The organism is Streptomyces stelliscabiei (genome assembly GCF_014873495.1).
Lineage (GTDB): Bacteria > Actinomycetota > Actinomycetes > Streptomycetales > Streptomycetaceae > Streptomyces > Streptomyces bottropensis.
Genome location: NZ_JADBGF010000001.1, coordinates 3,712,062 through 3,724,303, shown reverse-complemented (window position 1 = coordinate 3,724,303; position 12,242 = coordinate 3,712,062). Strand labels below are relative to the sequence as shown.

The following is a 12,242-nucleotide window of genomic DNA, read 5'->3' as shown; positions in this document are numbered from 1 at the left end:
CCGTACTGATCAGGGAGGGAAGCGGGGCCGCCGCGTGGACGGCCCCGCGGGTGCGGCTACTTGGGCTCGGGGTACGCCTCGGGGGTGGCGCCGCCCGGCTTGTACGTCAGGAGTTGGACCTGGCGGCCGTCGCGGTAGGCGTTCCACGCCTTGATGGCGAGGGCGGTGAGGTGCTCCTCGCCGACGCGGCCCTTGTCCTTGGCGAAGTTCTCGATCACGCGCCGGAGGGCGTAGATCGGATCGCCGGGCACGAGGCCGGCGTGGTCGACGAGGCGGGCGAAGAAGAACGCCGAGTCGCTCTGGTCGATCCGGCTGAACAGCCAGTGGCACAGGCCGCCAGAACTGGCCGACAGCGGGATGGCGGTCCTGACCCGGCTGCCGATCTCGGCGGAGCGCCGCAGCTCGGGGTGCTCTTCGAGGAACTGGAGGAGCTGGCGGTGGGTGGGGCGGGCGTTGTTCGCCTTCATGCTGCGCCGCTGGCCCTGCACCTCCCACAGGTAGACGCGGAGGAGGATGGCCGCCAGGGGCACGTAGCGCTCTTCCCCGCGGAGCTTGAGGACGTCGCCGAGGACGCGCTTGGCGCCGGTGTCCATGGTTTCCTGCGTGCTGTCGGACAGGTTCGTGACGACGAGCATGCGGACGGTGGTGTCGGCTGCGACGACCGCGCTGAGACGGTGCTGGCCGTCGAGGAGTGCGCCGCCGACGATCGGGGGTTCGTCGAGGAGGACGGTGTTGCCCTTGGCGAACTTGATGCTCTGTCCGTCCTCGACCCAGTTCCCGTCGCGCATGTCGGCGGCGTAGCCGTTGACGACGCGCTCGCGGAGGTTGCGGTTGTGGATGTTCTGTCCGAGCCAGTCCTTGGCGAGGTCGGGGGTGATGTCGACGACGGTGTAGACCGGGCCGTCCTGGCCGGTCATGGGTACGATGGAGCTGGTCATTACTTCTCCTGTTCGAGGGAGTTGGCGACGCCGGTGAGGGCGTCGGAGATGTTGTGGAGGCTCGTCGCCCACCAGCGGCGGGCCTCCTCGCTTGTCTCGGCCGCCGGGAGATCCATGTCGGCGGCGAACTGGGCGATGGAGTCCAGGGCCCGGACGATGTCGGAGGCCCGGTGGTGGGTCTGGTGCCGGTTGCGGGTGAACCGGTCGTCCTGGCGCAGGCGGTCGAAGCGCTCCGCGATGCGGACGAAGTCATGGGTGGCGTCGGTGAACGCCTCGGGGAGCGGGCGGCGCTTCGGCTTCGGCGGCTCAGGCCGGGCGGGTTCGAGGCTGGGGTTTGCGGCGCCCGTCCACTCGCGGCCGTCGAGGAGGTCCTCGTCCGACGGTGGGTCAGACTCGGCGGGGGGCGTCGTGCGCGGCTTGGTGCGCACCTGCTCTCGCCCCATGGAGTCGATCCGGGTGGCGGGGACGCTCGCGTTATCAGAGTTGATAACGCGTTGCAGGTCGCCCGAAATGGTGGCTTGAGAGACGCCCAGCGTCTCGCTGATCTGGGTCTGACTGAGACCGCCAGCGGCCAGTTGAGCGGTCAGCTCGGGACGATCCGCACGCGGAACGATGATGGCTGCGCCGCCATAGACGGCCTCCCGCATGTCGTCCCACGATTGATATCCCAGCGCGATCCACGCGCGGCCGTTGATCTGCCGAACGAGTTCATCTGCGGCGTCTTGCAGACTGCGCTTCGTGCGGTCTACGGATGCATGCGCCTCTGCTTCCGTCATCAAGCGGGTGATTTCTTCAGACACTGTCCGTCTCCGTGGGATAAGGGCTTTGAGTGGATTCGGTGTCCATCTCCTCCACAGCGAGGCGGTGGATGGCGAGGAGCGCTTCCAGAGAGGCCAGGCGTTCGCGGGCACGTGGCGCGCGCGTACCCGGGTCTAGACGCCAGTTGAAGAGGTTCGTCATGAACCCTGCGCCGGAGAGAGATTTGACCTGCGGGTAGGCATCTGCGACCGGCTGCACCTGCGCCCAGTCGCACTCCATGCCCACGAGAAGACTGGTGACGCTCTCGTCCTTGTGGAGAGCCCACCATCGGCCGTAACCGTCTGCCTGCTGGAACGCCTTGCGGATCTCCGAGGGCTTCTTCAGCTCCTTCTTCAGTTCGATGAGAACCGGGCTAGCGGCTTCGGTGGACCGCAGTACGAGATCGATGCGCCCCCACCCGGGGATGACCACTTCCTCCCGGGCGAGCCAGCCGTACGCCTCGGCCAGCTGGCGGAAAGCGGTGCGTGCGTCGGCTTCCGTCGAGTAGGCCATCGTGATCTTTCCGTCGGCAATCCGGACGGCCGATCGCCGTTCGCTGTTACTCATGAGACGAGAATACCGTTCGCGACCGCGCTTCGCGACCCCATAGCGCGGACGCGTAGCGCGACCGTGACAAGCTGTGCCACCATGAGGGTCATGACCAGCGATGCCGAGACCCAGATCCGGGAAGCCACCCGTAAGCGCGAGAAGTCGAAGGCCGCCTTCGAGCGGGACGACGCCGCGCTGCGCGAGCTGTTCGTGACCTGGCGCGCTCAAGGCGTCGGGCCGTCCGACATGGCCCGCTGGTCCGGCATGACCCGTGAGTGGGTTGCGAAGATCGCGCCCGATCCGAAGCGCGCCCGTGACGCCAACGCCGCCCGCAACATCGCCGAGTCCTGACACCCCTCCTCCTCCCTGGCCCCGCACCGTGCGTGCGGGGCCTTCGTGTTGCTCAGCGGTAGTTGTGGATGACCAGCCAGGCGGGCGCCGGGTGGTCCGGGCAGCCGACGCTGACGGCCGCCTGGTGGAGGGCGGTGTCCCACGCGGCCTGCTCGGCGGGCGGTGCGAGGGTGTCGATGCTGAGGCGGACGAACTCGTTCTCGTCGACGCGCGTGCACCGGGTGGCGAGGAGCAGGTGGTCGCAGTCGCCGACGACGATGTAGCCGACGCTGTCGGGGTTGTAGGGCTGGCCCTGTAGTGCGCGGTCGATCTCGTTGACGTCGGTCTTCGCGGGGATCTCGAAGCCGTACGCGAGGTTCACGGAGTGGTAGAGGCCCATCAGACGGCCGCCTTCCGGATGCCGCCGCCGCGCCCGCGGAGGGTGACGCCGGCTTCGAGGAGGAGGACGCGTGTGCCGCCGTAGGAGCGGCCGAGTTGCTGGGCGACGGAGCGGATCGTGCAGCCTTGCCCGTACAGTTCGGCGGCCTTGTCGCGGGCTGCGGTACGGACGTCGCCGGTGAGTTGGGTGCCGGGCTTGTAGTCCCTCATCGAGGGCTCCTCTCGTGGTGGCTGGTGGTCCGGGCCCGCCCCTCGTTGGGGGAGGTGAGGAGCGGGCCCGGTGGCGGCTGCTGGGGGGAGGTGCAGCCGCCGGTCGGTTAGCTCAGGTGGGCGTCGAGGGCCTGGCCGATGCCCTGCACGAACGCGGTCCGCATCTCCTCGGGCATGCCGGGTTCGAACGCGAAGTGGATGCGGACGATGGGCCGCTCGACCCCGTTGTCGGCGTTGACGGTGATCAGGTGCTCGTCGCTGGGCTCCAGCCCGTCGGCGCCGAGGTTGATCGCCCACTCGGACACGTCGGCCGCGCCGTTGATCAGGTCGTGGATCTGCCGCTGTGCCTCGCCGAACGCTTCGTAGCTGGCCCCCGCGCCCTGCGGGACGAGGAGCTCCGTCCACGTCAGTGACGTGTCGCCGTCCTCGGTCGACGGGACGGGAGCGTCTTCCATCTGCTCGCCGACGCCCATGAAGTCGGGGTCCTCGGTGAGGGCGACGTGCTGGCGGGCGGCTTCGGTGCGGAGGTCTTCGTCGGTGTACGGGCGGTCAGTCACGGTGTTCTCCTTGGGGTGGTGCCCGCCGGATAGCCCCCGGCGGGCGCTGTGGTTGGGGCGGGTCAGATGAGGTCGTCGAGGAGGAACTCGCCGAACCAGACGAGGACCGCGACGACGAGGCCGATCACGGCGGTCCACAGGTGGCTGGACGAGATCACCCAGGTGATGAGGGCGGCACTCGCTCCGAGGAGCAGGCCGAGGAGGAAGCGGTTCACGGGTTGTCCTTTCGGGTGCACACCGTCCGGTGCGCTTCGATCGGGGAGGAGTTGAGGAAGTCGACGACCATGGCCCGGCCCGTGACCCGGCGGTGATGCATGCACACGGCGCACAGGAAGTCCGCGACGGCTACCTGGCCGCGGTCCATCCGCCGTACAGCGATCCCGCCACGCCACGGGCCGGGCATCAGGCCGCCCGCCCGAAGATCCGCCGGTACATGGCGTCTGCCCGACGCATCGGCTCGTCCGTCGCATGCGCTGGCGCCACACACCACGACTGGCCGCAGCCCGGCAGCACACGGCCGACCGGCAGCCGGCCGTGCTCAAGCTGGAAGCCGACCCGGCGGGCGGAGTAGTTCCGCTTGCGGTGGACGAGGTTGGGGGTGATGCCACGGACGGCGCCGGTCCAGCGGATGTGACCGCCGGTGACGGGGTGTGTCCACTTGTTCCACTTGTGTTCGATGGCGGTGCCTTGGATGCGCACCGATTTGGGGAGGCCGAGTTCGGTACGGATCCGGGCGGCCCGCTTCGGGTTGGTGTGGAGGGTGCGGCCGATGTACCGGTCGGAGTGGCCGTCGTGGAGGAGGGCGACGATGTCGGCGCGCGGCACGCCCGGGGGGCCGGCCATCAGACGGCGACCTTCGTGGTGCCGGTCCTACGGAGCCGGTTGTCGGCGTCCGCGTTCGCCTGACGGCAGTCGGCGCACGGCGCCTCACCGTTACGGCGGTGCCGGTTGTATCCCGGCCGCGTGCCGCAGCGCTGCCGCTCGGTGTCGTCCTCCAGATGTGCCGGCTGCACACACCCGCGGACCTCGCACGTCCGCTGCACCAGCCCCTGCGGGTTGCGGCCGCGGTCGGCGATGAACGCGACCTGCCCCGGCGTGAACTGCCGGCCCTGGTAGATCGGTGTCTTCGCGCCGATCCACATCAGGTGTCCGCCTGTGGACGGGTTGGCGTGCCGGGCGAACAGTTCACCGAGGGAGTCGGGCGGCGGGACCCGGGGCCCGGGGGGCTGGGCGGCGCGGTGGGGCTGGGGGGTTTGGCGGAAGATTTCCCAGCGTTCGTCTTCGGTGAGGCCGCCCCAGACGCCATAGATTTCGCGGGTGTCGATAGCCCAGTCCCGGCAGCGTTCGATGGCGGGGCAGCGGCGGCAGAACGACTTGGCGTGCTCGATCTCGGCGCCCTTGCTGCTGGGGAACATGGCGTCCGCGTCGTCCTTGCAGGGGGCGGTGGCGCGCCAGTCGGCGGGGCGGGGGCTGGTGAGGCCGTGTACGGATCCGAGAGTCATCGGGTCACCTGCTCGTGGTCGGGCCACTGGCAGCCAGCCAGCCCGACCGTGTCCAGCAGGTCCTCGCCCGGCCCCAGGCCGCGTACGACGAGGACGAGCTGGCCGCCCTTCACCTTCGTCCCGAGCCGCATGTCCGGGCCGACGACGCGGGTGTGGTCGTCGTCGTCGAGGAGGCCCGCGTCGACGATCCCGTCGACCGCGGCCTTGAAGCTGGGGTACCAGTTCGCGGGGTCGCAGCGGCCGTTGGTGGCCGGGTGGAGGATGCCGAGGATGTGAGCGCGCTGGAACAGCGGGCCGGGCTTCGCGGCGGCGAGAGCAGCCATGAGGGTCGGGTTGTCGCTGACGGCTTCCATGGCGGCGGCGCGGAGTTCGGCGGTGCGTTCGCCCTTGGGCCTGTGGTGGAGGCGCTGGTTGGAGTTGAGGAGCTTCAGGCCGGCGGGCAGGGTGATGGTGTAGGCCGGGGGCCCGGCCGCCGTGGTGGCGGCCGGTGCCTCGCAGTTGAGCAGGCTCATTCGGCACCGTCCTTGGCGAGCTGCTGGGCCAGGGGAAGCGCCTCGTCGAGCGTGTACCGGGTGTCGTCGCGCTGCGCCTCGTCGCGGATGCCCTGCGACTCGTAGACCCAGCCGTGCTCGCGGTGCCAGCGGCGGCCCTCGCGGTCGCAGATGGCCCAGCGGTCGGTGTGGCCGTGGCTGCGGCGGAGTTGCAGCGGGATGCCGGTGCCCGGGCGCGGGATCTCCAGGACGGTGGCGAGCGCGAGCTGCTGCTCCAAGGCGACCGCGATCGAGCGGGCGCGTTCGAGGTCGGCGAGCAGCTCGGTGGTGGTGGGCGTGGTCACTGGTCCCCCGTCGGGTTGGTGGTGGTGTGGTCGCCGCCGCTGTACGTGGGCAGGTCCCACAGGAGTTCGAGCGCGTCGAGGTCGGCCGGGCTGCCGGCGGTCGGCGTCTCGTCGGCCCAGTCGCCTGCGCCGTCGTCCCAGCGGGCGGCGAGGTACGGGCGGCGGCGCGCGTGACGGCCGAACAGGACCGCGGCGACGATGCCCAGGACCAGCCAGCAGCCGAGGAAGAGAAGGGCGTCCCTCATGCCGCGCCCCCGTTCTTCGCGCTCCGCCGGTTGTCGTCCGACTTCGCTTTCCGGCACACCGTGCAGCGGCAGCCGAACCGCCAGCCGCGCATGCCGTGCTCGTCCGCGCGGAGGACCGCCGGATGTGCGCGAGGCAGGAGCCCGAGTGCGGCCAGCAGTTGGGTGGCGTCTGCTTTGTCGACGGCCTTGGAGGCGACGTGCAGGGCGGCCGCGCGGCGGGTCTCGGCGGTGTTTGTGGGGACGCTGATGAACACGTCCAACGTCTTCGCGTCGAGGCTCACCGGACGCCCCCTGCGGGGGACTCGGTGCCGCACACCCAGCAGCGCCGGCTGTCCGGGCTCACGGCGTGCGCGGTGAGCCGGTCACAGACCGGGCAGTCCGCGCACTCCAACACCTCAGCCTTGTCCTCGTCGAGGAGCCGCAGCAACTCGTCCTCGTCGAGGACCACGTGCGGGACAGGCTCCGCGCGCGGCGGGATCGGCTCGTCGGGCAGCAACACCGGCCGGAGACGGTGCCGGCCGTTCGGGGCGACGACCTGACGCAGGAAACGGATCGGGCTCGTCACGACGCACCGCCGATCGGGCGCAGCGGCCAGGTGCCGTCGATGACCGCGTCCGGGTTGTGCTTGTCCCCGCTCTTGGCCGGGTCTCGCAGCCACGCCTGGTAGGAGGCCGCGTCGTCGGCCGCCCACCGGATCTGCCGCTGGTGCAGGCCTTCGACGGTGACGTTGGCGAGGTCGTCGAACCGGTCGTACGGGCCGCGCCGGTTGCGGAGCGCCTTGACCCAGTCGGGCCGGTGCTCGGGCGGGGTGTGGGCGATGATCCCGATCCGGTACGCGGCACGGGCGGACATCAGGGCGTCGTACTCGGCGCCGTGAGCCGCGCTCTCGTCCCAGGGCAGCTCGTACGTCTCGGCGGTGGTCCGCATCTGGTACGGGCCCTGCTTCTCCGACACGCGCCGCCGGTACGGGGCGGCGTGCTTGTCCAGCACCATCGTGTCCAGCACGCGGGTGAGGGGCTGCCGGCAGACGCCTTCGAGGCTGTCGCCGAGGTGGCGCATGCACTCGTGGTTCAGAAGGTTCAAATCGAAACTTCCGAGATTGTGGCCAACCAACGGCGTCCCCGCGGCGACGACTTCGGCCACCGACTTGGCGATCTCCCCGACCGCTTCCGGAGCCGGCGTGCCGTGCTCGGCGAGGTGCTCATCCGTCAGCTTGTGCACGGCGATCGCGCCCGGCTCCTGCGCGATACCCGGGTTGACCAGCCAGGTGCGGGTGTCGGTGGGCAGTCCGCCGCCGACGAGGATCAGGGCGCAGGACACGATGCGGGCGGTCTCCGGCACTTTGTCGGAGCACTCGAAGTCGAGGGCCGCAAGCCTCTGGGTGAACCAGGGAGGTTCGGTGTGGGTCATGGGCGTGGTCTCCTAGGGGAGGCCGAGCCCCCGCCTGTTATCGGCGGGCGGGAGCTCGGCAAGGGCGAGGGGTCAGGCAGGCGGTTGGGCGACGGCAGGCCACTGCTGGCCGGGCTCGTCGTCGACGAACTCGCCCTCGATCGGGCCCTCGTCGTCCATGGCGTCGTCGCCGTCATCGGGCAGGTCGACCTGCGGTTGCGGGAGCGCCGGGGCGAACCCGGACGGCAGCTCGGCGGCGACCTCGGCTTGCGCCCGGAGCTGCTCGCGCATGAACTCGGCGGACGTCGGCACCCACTTGGCGAGGCGGCGGGCGGCTGTCTTCAGCCACATCGCTTCCTCGTTGGTGTTCCACGGGGAGAACTCGCTGTTGCGGCCGTCGGACTTCGCCTTCGCCGACATGACCTGCGCCCGGTTGAGGATGACGACCTTGCTGGTGGCGCCGTCCTTCATGACCGCGTACGCGTACACGCCGACCAGGTCGCCGCGCTCGCCGCCGAACCAGTCGACGTCGTGGACGGGGCGCTCGTCGCGGCCGATGACGTACCGGAAGGTGTCGCGTTGGCGGACGGTCTCGACGACGACGGAGGACACGGCGCCGGCCCGGTAGATCAGCTCGATGATTCCCTGGTAGCCGACGATCCCCTTGATGATCTTCTGGCCTCGGTGGGCCTTCGACTTGCGGGGCGTGAGGTAGAACTGCTCGGTGCCGGGCTCCAGGCCGAGACGGGCGGCGATCTTCAGCTCCCGCAGGAACACGCCGATGTCGGTCTTGGCGGCCTGCTCCAGGTCACGGTTGCCGCGGATGGCTCCGACGGCGAGGCGGACCCATTGGTCGGCGTTGACGTGGGAGGGGACGAGGGCGGCGTACTCCTCGCGGTACTGCTCGACCATGGCGCCGGGGCCGGCATCACGGACGGCGACGGCATTGGAGACGGTGTTGTCGGTCATCGGGCGTTCCTTCGGGTTCGGGCAGGCATGAGGGAGTAGGTGGAGCCGTTGCGGACGGTGCGGGTAGCGATGCGCTGTCCTTCGCAGACGGCCCGCTGGCCAGTACCGACCGCGTCGAGAAGCTCGCCCTTGCAGGCAGTCAGCTCGTCCTCGGCGGTCCAAGCGGCGTCTTGGGCGGCGTAGAAGCGGTCGCGCAGCAGGGTGGGGATCTCCACGTCGACCGGGTCCATGCCCTCAGGGATCTCGCGGATCGCCTGGTACGTCGCGGAGTGACCGTCGATGCTGGGGCGCTCGTCGTCGGCGAGGGTCCGCATGAACTCGGTGGCGGCTTCCCGCATCTTCAAGGCGTCGGCGGGGTCGTAGTCGACGACGTACTCGCGGTACTCCGACCCGGCGATCAGCACCGCGACGTGGCAGCGGGGCACGACCAGGGCGTCCATGTACCACTGGCACTGGGCCCGGTAGTGCACCGGGATTTCGGCGGTGCCCTCCTCGCCCCAGCCCTCGGCGTCGCGGCTCGTCTTGGCCTCGACGATCGCCGTCGTCTTCCACTCGCCATCGAGGATCAGACGGTCTGGGTTGACGACCTGCCACGGCCGTCCGGCCGCGGCGTACGTGGGCGACGGGCGGACTTCGCCGTCGGGGTGCCGCTTGGCGAACTCGGCGCAGATCGCGGGCTCGTGGATCTTCCCCCAGTACATGACGTCGCTCTCCTCTACCGGGCCGATCAGGCCCTTCTTGCGGTGCCAGAGGGAGAACCGGGACTCGTACGGAGACAGGCCCATCACGGCGGCGATCTCGCTGCCGCCGATGCCGTTCGCTCGGGCGGCGTGCCACTGATCCGAACCCGGCTCGAAGAAGCCGAGGACGGTGGGGCCGGCGGCCGGGGCGTCAACCCCGGCCTGCGCGACGGTTGCCATCAGGCGGTGCCGCCTTTCTGGGGTGCGAGGGTGTACAGGCGCCCGTTGTCGGGGCCGCGTTGCACGAGGACGCCGCGGCGGGCGTAGTACTGGAGGTCGCCGCGGGCCGTGCTCCGGGACGGGCCCCAGCCGGTCGCCCGGTAGAAGCGGTGGGCCTGACCGGAGGTGATCTCGCCGCCGATACGGTGGATCTCGGCGAGGAGACTGAGGCGGCGAGGACGCTCATCCACGGCCTTCACCCGCCTCCGTCCAGCGGGGGTAGTCGTGGTCCCACAGGCGTTCCATGCGGCGGGTGCCGTCGGAGCGGTGGAGCCAGCCCCACGCCTCCCGGTCGCCGACCTTCGGGTCGGTGGTCAGGTGCTCGCACACGAACCTGAGGTGGAGGCCGAGCCGGTTGGTGCGGGTGTAGACGCGGCCCGGGACGAAGAACTTCTCGTCGGGAGTGGCCGTCGCCGCCGCAGCGGTGGCCTCCTCACCGGCGAGTTCGCGGAGTTCCTCGACGACACAGCCTTCGGCAGCCCGACGCCCCCGGTCGAAGTCGGTGACGATGTCGGCGCGTGCGAGACGCCGCTGCTCGACGTAGTCGGCGGCCTCGTTGAGGACCCGGGAGCGGTGGGCGTCCATGGCGTCCCGGTAGTGGCCCGTCCCGAGGAAGGCGCGGACGGCGCCCCTGTCGACCTTGGACGCGAGGTCCCCGATCGGGGTGCCCTCGGCGGCCTTCTTCACCAGCCAGGCGACAACCTCGATCTTGGCCTCGGCCAGGATCTCCGCGCGGTAGGCGTCCACCAGCTGCTCGGCGTGGGCGACGTCCGCCAGGGTGGCGATCCCACCGAGGCTGTCCTCAGACAGGGCGGCGATGAGGTGACGACGGGCGTTCACGCGGCGCCCGCCGATCGCTGGCCGGGCACCGAGCGCGGGGCCGTGATCTCCGCCGCCGCGTCCCGCAACTGGTGCAGGCCACCCGCGTACAGGCTGATCGTGCCGCCGTCCGCGAACTCGTCGAGCAGCTTGTTCATCCGCTCGTCGAACTCGTGACGGGCATGCGAGTCCCGGCCTTGCGTCTGTGCGGACTGCGCGAGGGCGTGCATCTCCGCGAACTCGGCAGCGAAGCTCTCGGGGTCGGAGTCGGCGGCGTTGAACAGGTCGAGGAACACGGCCCGCAGGAACGGGGCCACACCCAGCTCGGCGCCGTCGTCGGTGGCCTTGAGGGTGAGAGGGGTCGGACCCTCGATCTTGTACGTCATCGGGTGGCCTCCGTCACCTTGGTCATGGGGCCGAAGTCGCGGGCGACAGCGGTCGCGTCCTCGCACCAGCGGCCACAGTTGGGGTCAGGCGTGTCCTCGTCGGCGCGCTTGACGTGACGGAGCTCCTCGATCCCACCGAGGTAGCGCCACGTGTCGCCGTGCCGGTCGATGTACTCGGCGCTGTCCACGAGCTCCTCGCCGTCGGCGTCGAGCGGGATGGGCGCAGTGGTCTCGGTCATCGGAGTGCCTCCGGTCGGACGGTGAGAAGAGCGAGGAGCGCGGCGCAGGTGATCGCGGCATCACGCAGGGCCAGGCGGGCGTTCACGGCCTCGACGAGCAGCCGGTCACCGGCACGGCCGAGAAGCGGACGCGGGTCGAAGTACTCGACATCGGCGGGCGCGAACGCCAGGGCGAACGCGATCAGGCTGATCGCGGAGACACCCAGCGACAGGACGGACGCCCACTCGGCGAGACTGTGCGTGGCGCTCATCGGAGGCCGCCCTCGGGCAGGTCCCGGCCGAGCCGCCAGTCGTGATGCACCGACCCGTAGAACTCGGGCTCCGGCTCACGCAACGACGCCACCGGCACAAACACCGCCGTCAGCCCGTCCACCGGACGCTCCGACGACAAGACCGCGACAGGATCCGGCACTACATCCGCGTCCGCGCCCCAGCCCTCGTCGAACTCGTCACGCACCTCCAGCCGCGCCACGGTGAACCCGGTAGCCGAAGACACCTCCTGCGAAGTCCACGCGTACAACTCGCGGATCCCGCCCGGCCGCTTTCGCCACGAGAAGGGGGTGGCGGCGCTGTACCCGACGGTCCGCCCCAGCGCGTTCTCGCAGTGGTGCAGCGCGTCCTCGCTCTGCCCGTACAGGCCGAGCACCCGCGAGTCCCGGCACGCCAGGAACGCCACCGGCAGAGGCTCCTCCGCCTCCGGCGCGACCGGCACCGGCATCGGCAGGGCGCCCAGCTCCGCGACCGCAGCCGCCAACTCGTCGGCGCTCATGCCGCCACCGCCGAAGACTTGACCTCGGTCAGCGACCACGCACGGAACGGCACACCGTCCACGACGCCGTCCGCCAGCGTGTACTCGTCGTCCTCGCCACAGCCTCGCCGCAACACCGTCAGCGAGAAGTGCTCGGCGAAGACCCGCACCGCCTCGGGGTCGCGGTGGAAGTACAGGAGCACCCCGATCGACGGGGCCGCCCAGTCGGAGTGACCGTCGACCCGCAGGTTCGACGGCGTGATCGGCGACTCGGCGGTAAGCCGCTCGGCCACGGAGAGCGCCGCCATCAGGCGATGGGTCTTACTCTGAGCGGTAGTCTGTTCGGTCATGGTGACCTCTGCTTTCTGAA

Annotated in this window: 26 protein-coding genes; 1 reads left to right on the top strand and 25 read right to left on the bottom strand. The window is 70.4% G+C overall.

The annotated features are described in order from the left end of the window. Window positions 1-56: 56 nt before the first annotated feature. The 3 genes from H4687_RS16265 to H4687_RS16255 are packed head-to-tail and all read right to left on the bottom strand — an operon-like array spanning window position 57 to window position 2,303. Window positions 57-938: a hypothetical protein gene (locus H4687_RS16265; RefSeq protein ID WP_050398232.1), complete on the bottom strand. Its 882-nt coding sequence runs from the start codon at window positions 936-938 to the stop codon at window positions 57-59. Beyond that, window positions 938-1,738 (bottom strand): helix-turn-helix domain-containing protein, encoded by an 801-nt coding sequence (locus tag H4687_RS16260; RefSeq protein ID WP_046917056.1) that lies wholly within the window; start codon window positions 1,736-1,738, stop codon window positions 938-940. Before H4687_RS16260 ends, H4687_RS16265 begins: the two co-directional genes overlap by 1 nt. Beyond that, complete coding sequence (locus H4687_RS16255; protein ID WP_159026204.1) at window positions 1,731-2,303, bottom strand: hypothetical protein; 573 nt, start codon at window positions 2,301-2,303, stop codon at window positions 1,731-1,733. Before H4687_RS16255 ends, H4687_RS16260 begins: the two co-directional genes overlap by 8 nt. A 90-nt stretch (window positions 2,304-2,393) precedes the next feature. Here H4687_RS16255 and H4687_RS16250 point away from each other — a divergent pair, with 90 nt between their 5' ends. Then, entirely contained in the window at window positions 2,394-2,636 is a 243-nt protein-coding gene (locus H4687_RS16250; protein ID WP_046917054.1) for a hypothetical protein, read from the top strand. A 52-nt stretch (window positions 2,637-2,688) separates the two neighbouring features. Here the strand turns inward: H4687_RS16250 and H4687_RS16245 are convergent, their stop codons facing one another. The 22 genes from H4687_RS16245 to H4687_RS16140 all read right to left on the bottom strand — a co-directional run bounded on the left by H4687_RS16245 (window position 2,689) and on the right by H4687_RS16140 (window position 12,222). After that, entirely contained in the window at window positions 2,689-3,015 is a 327-nt protein-coding gene (locus H4687_RS16245) for a hypothetical protein (RefSeq protein ID WP_046917053.1), read from the bottom strand. Continuing rightward, on the bottom strand, window positions 3,015-3,224 hold the full coding sequence (locus tag H4687_RS16240) for a helix-turn-helix domain-containing protein (protein ID WP_046917052.1): 210 nt from the start codon (window positions 3,222-3,224) through the stop codon (window positions 3,015-3,017). The genes H4687_RS16245 and H4687_RS16240 overlap by 1 nt, the downstream gene beginning before the upstream one ends. A gap of 107 nt (window positions 3,225-3,331) precedes the next feature. Further along, complete coding sequence (locus H4687_RS16235) at window positions 3,332-3,781, bottom strand: hypothetical protein (RefSeq protein WP_046917051.1); 450 nt, start codon at window positions 3,779-3,781, stop codon at window positions 3,332-3,334. Window positions 3,782-3,843: 62 nt separating this feature from the next. Beyond that, a complete protein-coding gene (locus H4687_RS16230) occupies window positions 3,844-3,996 on the bottom strand; it encodes a hypothetical protein (protein WP_159026203.1) in 153 nt (50 codons plus the stop codon). Next, complete coding sequence (locus tag H4687_RS16225) at window positions 3,993-4,184, bottom strand: hypothetical protein (protein ID WP_046917050.1); 192 nt, start codon at window positions 4,182-4,184, stop codon at window positions 3,993-3,995. Before H4687_RS16225 ends, H4687_RS16230 begins: the two co-directional genes overlap by 4 nt. Next, the gene (locus tag H4687_RS16220) at window positions 4,184-4,624 is read right to left on the bottom strand and encodes a hypothetical protein (RefSeq protein WP_046917049.1); all 441 of its coding nucleotides are present in this window, start codon (window positions 4,622-4,624) and stop codon (window positions 4,184-4,186) included. The genes H4687_RS16225 and H4687_RS16220 overlap by 1 nt, the downstream gene beginning before the upstream one ends. Further along, a complete protein-coding gene (locus H4687_RS16215) occupies window positions 4,624-5,283 on the bottom strand; it encodes a WhiB family transcriptional regulator (protein ID WP_050398233.1) in 660 nt (219 codons plus the stop codon). Before H4687_RS16215 ends, H4687_RS16220 begins: the two co-directional genes overlap by 1 nt. Beyond that, a complete protein-coding gene (locus H4687_RS16210) occupies window positions 5,280-5,795 on the bottom strand; it encodes a hypothetical protein (RefSeq protein WP_046916308.1) in 516 nt (171 codons plus the stop codon). The genes H4687_RS16215 and H4687_RS16210 overlap by 4 nt, the downstream gene beginning before the upstream one ends. Then, window positions 5,792-6,118: a hypothetical protein gene (locus H4687_RS16205; RefSeq protein ID WP_046916307.1), complete on the bottom strand. Its 327-nt coding sequence runs from the start codon at window positions 6,116-6,118 to the stop codon at window positions 5,792-5,794. Before H4687_RS16205 ends, H4687_RS16210 begins: the two co-directional genes overlap by 4 nt. Beyond that, on the bottom strand, window positions 6,115-6,363 hold the full coding sequence (locus H4687_RS16200) for a hypothetical protein (RefSeq protein WP_046916306.1): 249 nt from the start codon (window positions 6,361-6,363) through the stop codon (window positions 6,115-6,117). Before H4687_RS16200 ends, H4687_RS16205 begins: the two co-directional genes overlap by 4 nt. Further along, a complete protein-coding gene (locus H4687_RS16195; protein ID WP_046916305.1) occupies window positions 6,360-6,644 on the bottom strand; it encodes a hypothetical protein in 285 nt (94 codons plus the stop codon). Before H4687_RS16195 ends, H4687_RS16200 begins: the two co-directional genes overlap by 4 nt. Further along, window positions 6,641-6,928 carry a hypothetical protein gene (locus H4687_RS16190; RefSeq protein ID WP_046916304.1) on the bottom strand — a complete coding sequence of 96 codons (288 nt, stop codon included), beginning with the start codon at window positions 6,926-6,928 and terminating at the stop codon, window positions 6,641-6,643. Before H4687_RS16190 ends, H4687_RS16195 begins: the two co-directional genes overlap by 4 nt. Beyond that, window positions 6,925-7,773, bottom strand: a complete 849-nt coding sequence (locus H4687_RS16185; RefSeq protein WP_046916303.1) for an exonuclease domain-containing protein — start codon at window positions 7,771-7,773, stop codon at window positions 6,925-6,927. The genes H4687_RS16190 and H4687_RS16185 overlap by 4 nt, the downstream gene beginning before the upstream one ends. Before the next feature lie 72 nt (window positions 7,774-7,845). Further along, window positions 7,846-8,721: a recombinase RecT gene (locus H4687_RS16180; RefSeq protein WP_046916302.1), complete on the bottom strand. Its 876-nt coding sequence runs from the start codon at window positions 8,719-8,721 to the stop codon at window positions 7,846-7,848. Continuing rightward, window positions 8,718-9,641 carry a YqaJ viral recombinase family nuclease gene (locus tag H4687_RS16175; protein ID WP_046916301.1) on the bottom strand — a complete coding sequence of 308 codons (924 nt, stop codon included), beginning with the start codon at window positions 9,639-9,641 and terminating at the stop codon, window positions 8,718-8,720. Before H4687_RS16175 ends, H4687_RS16180 begins: the two co-directional genes overlap by 4 nt. Further along, window positions 9,641-9,871, bottom strand: coding sequence for a hypothetical protein (locus H4687_RS16170; protein ID WP_159026184.1), 231 nt, complete (start codon window positions 9,869-9,871; stop codon window positions 9,641-9,643). Before H4687_RS16170 ends, H4687_RS16175 begins: the two co-directional genes overlap by 1 nt. After that, a complete protein-coding gene (locus H4687_RS16165) occupies window positions 9,864-10,520 on the bottom strand; it encodes a hypothetical protein (RefSeq protein WP_046916299.1) in 657 nt (218 codons plus the stop codon). Before H4687_RS16165 ends, H4687_RS16170 begins: the two co-directional genes overlap by 8 nt. Further along, window positions 10,517-10,885 (bottom strand): hypothetical protein, encoded by a 369-nt coding sequence (locus H4687_RS16160; protein WP_046916298.1) that lies wholly within the window; start codon window positions 10,883-10,885, stop codon window positions 10,517-10,519. The genes H4687_RS16165 and H4687_RS16160 overlap by 4 nt, the downstream gene beginning before the upstream one ends. Then, window positions 10,882-11,124, bottom strand: coding sequence for a hypothetical protein (locus H4687_RS16155; RefSeq protein WP_046916297.1), 243 nt, complete (start codon window positions 11,122-11,124; stop codon window positions 10,882-10,884). Before H4687_RS16155 ends, H4687_RS16160 begins: the two co-directional genes overlap by 4 nt. Beyond that, entirely contained in the window at window positions 11,121-11,375 is a 255-nt protein-coding gene (locus H4687_RS16150; RefSeq protein WP_046916296.1) for a hypothetical protein, read from the bottom strand. Before H4687_RS16150 ends, H4687_RS16155 begins: the two co-directional genes overlap by 4 nt. Beyond that, entirely contained in the window at window positions 11,372-11,893 is a 522-nt protein-coding gene (locus tag H4687_RS16145) for a hypothetical protein (RefSeq protein ID WP_046916295.1), read from the bottom strand. The genes H4687_RS16150 and H4687_RS16145 overlap by 4 nt, the downstream gene beginning before the upstream one ends. Then, window positions 11,890-12,222, bottom strand: a complete 333-nt coding sequence (locus H4687_RS16140; protein ID WP_159026183.1) for a hypothetical protein — start codon at window positions 12,220-12,222, stop codon at window positions 11,890-11,892. The genes H4687_RS16145 and H4687_RS16140 overlap by 4 nt, the downstream gene beginning before the upstream one ends. Between the last annotated feature and the right edge of the window lie 20 nt (window positions 12,223-12,242).

Coding starts and splice junctions, on each gene's coding strand:
- H4687_RS16155 (WP_046916297.1), bottom strand. CDS start 11,124: ATGACCGAGACCACTGCGCCCATCCCGCTCGACGCCGACGGCGAGGAG.
- H4687_RS16265 (WP_050398232.1), bottom strand. CDS start 938: ATGACCAGCTCCATCGTACCCATGACCGGCCAGGACGGCCCGGTCTAC.
- H4687_RS16175 (WP_046916301.1), bottom strand. CDS start 9,641: ATGGCAACCGTCGCGCAGGCCGGGGTTGACGCCCCGGCCGCCGGCCCC.
- H4687_RS16160 (WP_046916298.1), bottom strand. CDS start 10,885: ATGACGTACAAGATCGAGGGTCCGACCCCTCTCACCCTCAAGGCCACC.
- H4687_RS16250 (WP_046917054.1), top strand. CDS start 2,394: ATGACCAGCGATGCCGAGACCCAGATCCGGGAAGCCACCCGTAAGCGC.
- H4687_RS16245 (WP_046917053.1), bottom strand. CDS start 3,015: ATGGGCCTCTACCACTCCGTGAACCTCGCGTACGGCTTCGAGATCCCC.
- H4687_RS16210 (WP_046916308.1), bottom strand. CDS start 5,795: ATGAGCCTGCTCAACTGCGAGGCACCGGCCGCCACCACGGCGGCCGGG.
- H4687_RS16180 (WP_046916302.1), bottom strand. CDS start 8,721: ATGACCGACAACACCGTCTCCAATGCCGTCGCCGTCCGTGATGCCGGC.
- H4687_RS16140 (WP_159026183.1), bottom strand. CDS start 12,222: ATGACCGAACAGACTACCGCTCAGAGTAAGACCCATCGCCTGATGGCG.
- H4687_RS16145 (WP_046916295.1), bottom strand. CDS start 11,893: ATGAGCGCCGACGAGTTGGCGGCTGCGGTCGCGGAGCTGGGCGCCCTG.
- H4687_RS16220 (WP_046917049.1), bottom strand. CDS start 4,624: ATGGCCGGCCCCCCGGGCGTGCCGCGCGCCGACATCGTCGCCCTCCTC.
- H4687_RS16255 (WP_159026204.1), bottom strand. CDS start 2,303: ATGAGTAACAGCGAACGGCGATCGGCCGTCCGGATTGCCGACGGAAAG.
- H4687_RS16240 (WP_046917052.1), bottom strand. CDS start 3,224: ATGAGGGACTACAAGCCCGGCACCCAACTCACCGGCGACGTCCGTACC.
- H4687_RS16200 (WP_046916306.1), bottom strand. CDS start 6,363: ATGAGGGACGCCCTTCTCTTCCTCGGCTGCTGGCTGGTCCTGGGCATC.
- H4687_RS16150 (WP_046916296.1), bottom strand. CDS start 11,375: ATGAGCGCCACGCACAGTCTCGCCGAGTGGGCGTCCGTCCTGTCGCTG.
- H4687_RS16215 (WP_050398233.1), bottom strand. CDS start 5,283: ATGACTCTCGGATCCGTACACGGCCTCACCAGCCCCCGCCCCGCCGAC.
- H4687_RS16185 (WP_046916303.1), bottom strand. CDS start 7,773: ATGACCCACACCGAACCTCCCTGGTTCACCCAGAGGCTTGCGGCCCTC.
- H4687_RS16225 (WP_046917050.1), bottom strand. CDS start 4,184: ATGCCCGGCCCGTGGCGTGGCGGGATCGCTGTACGGCGGATGGACCGC.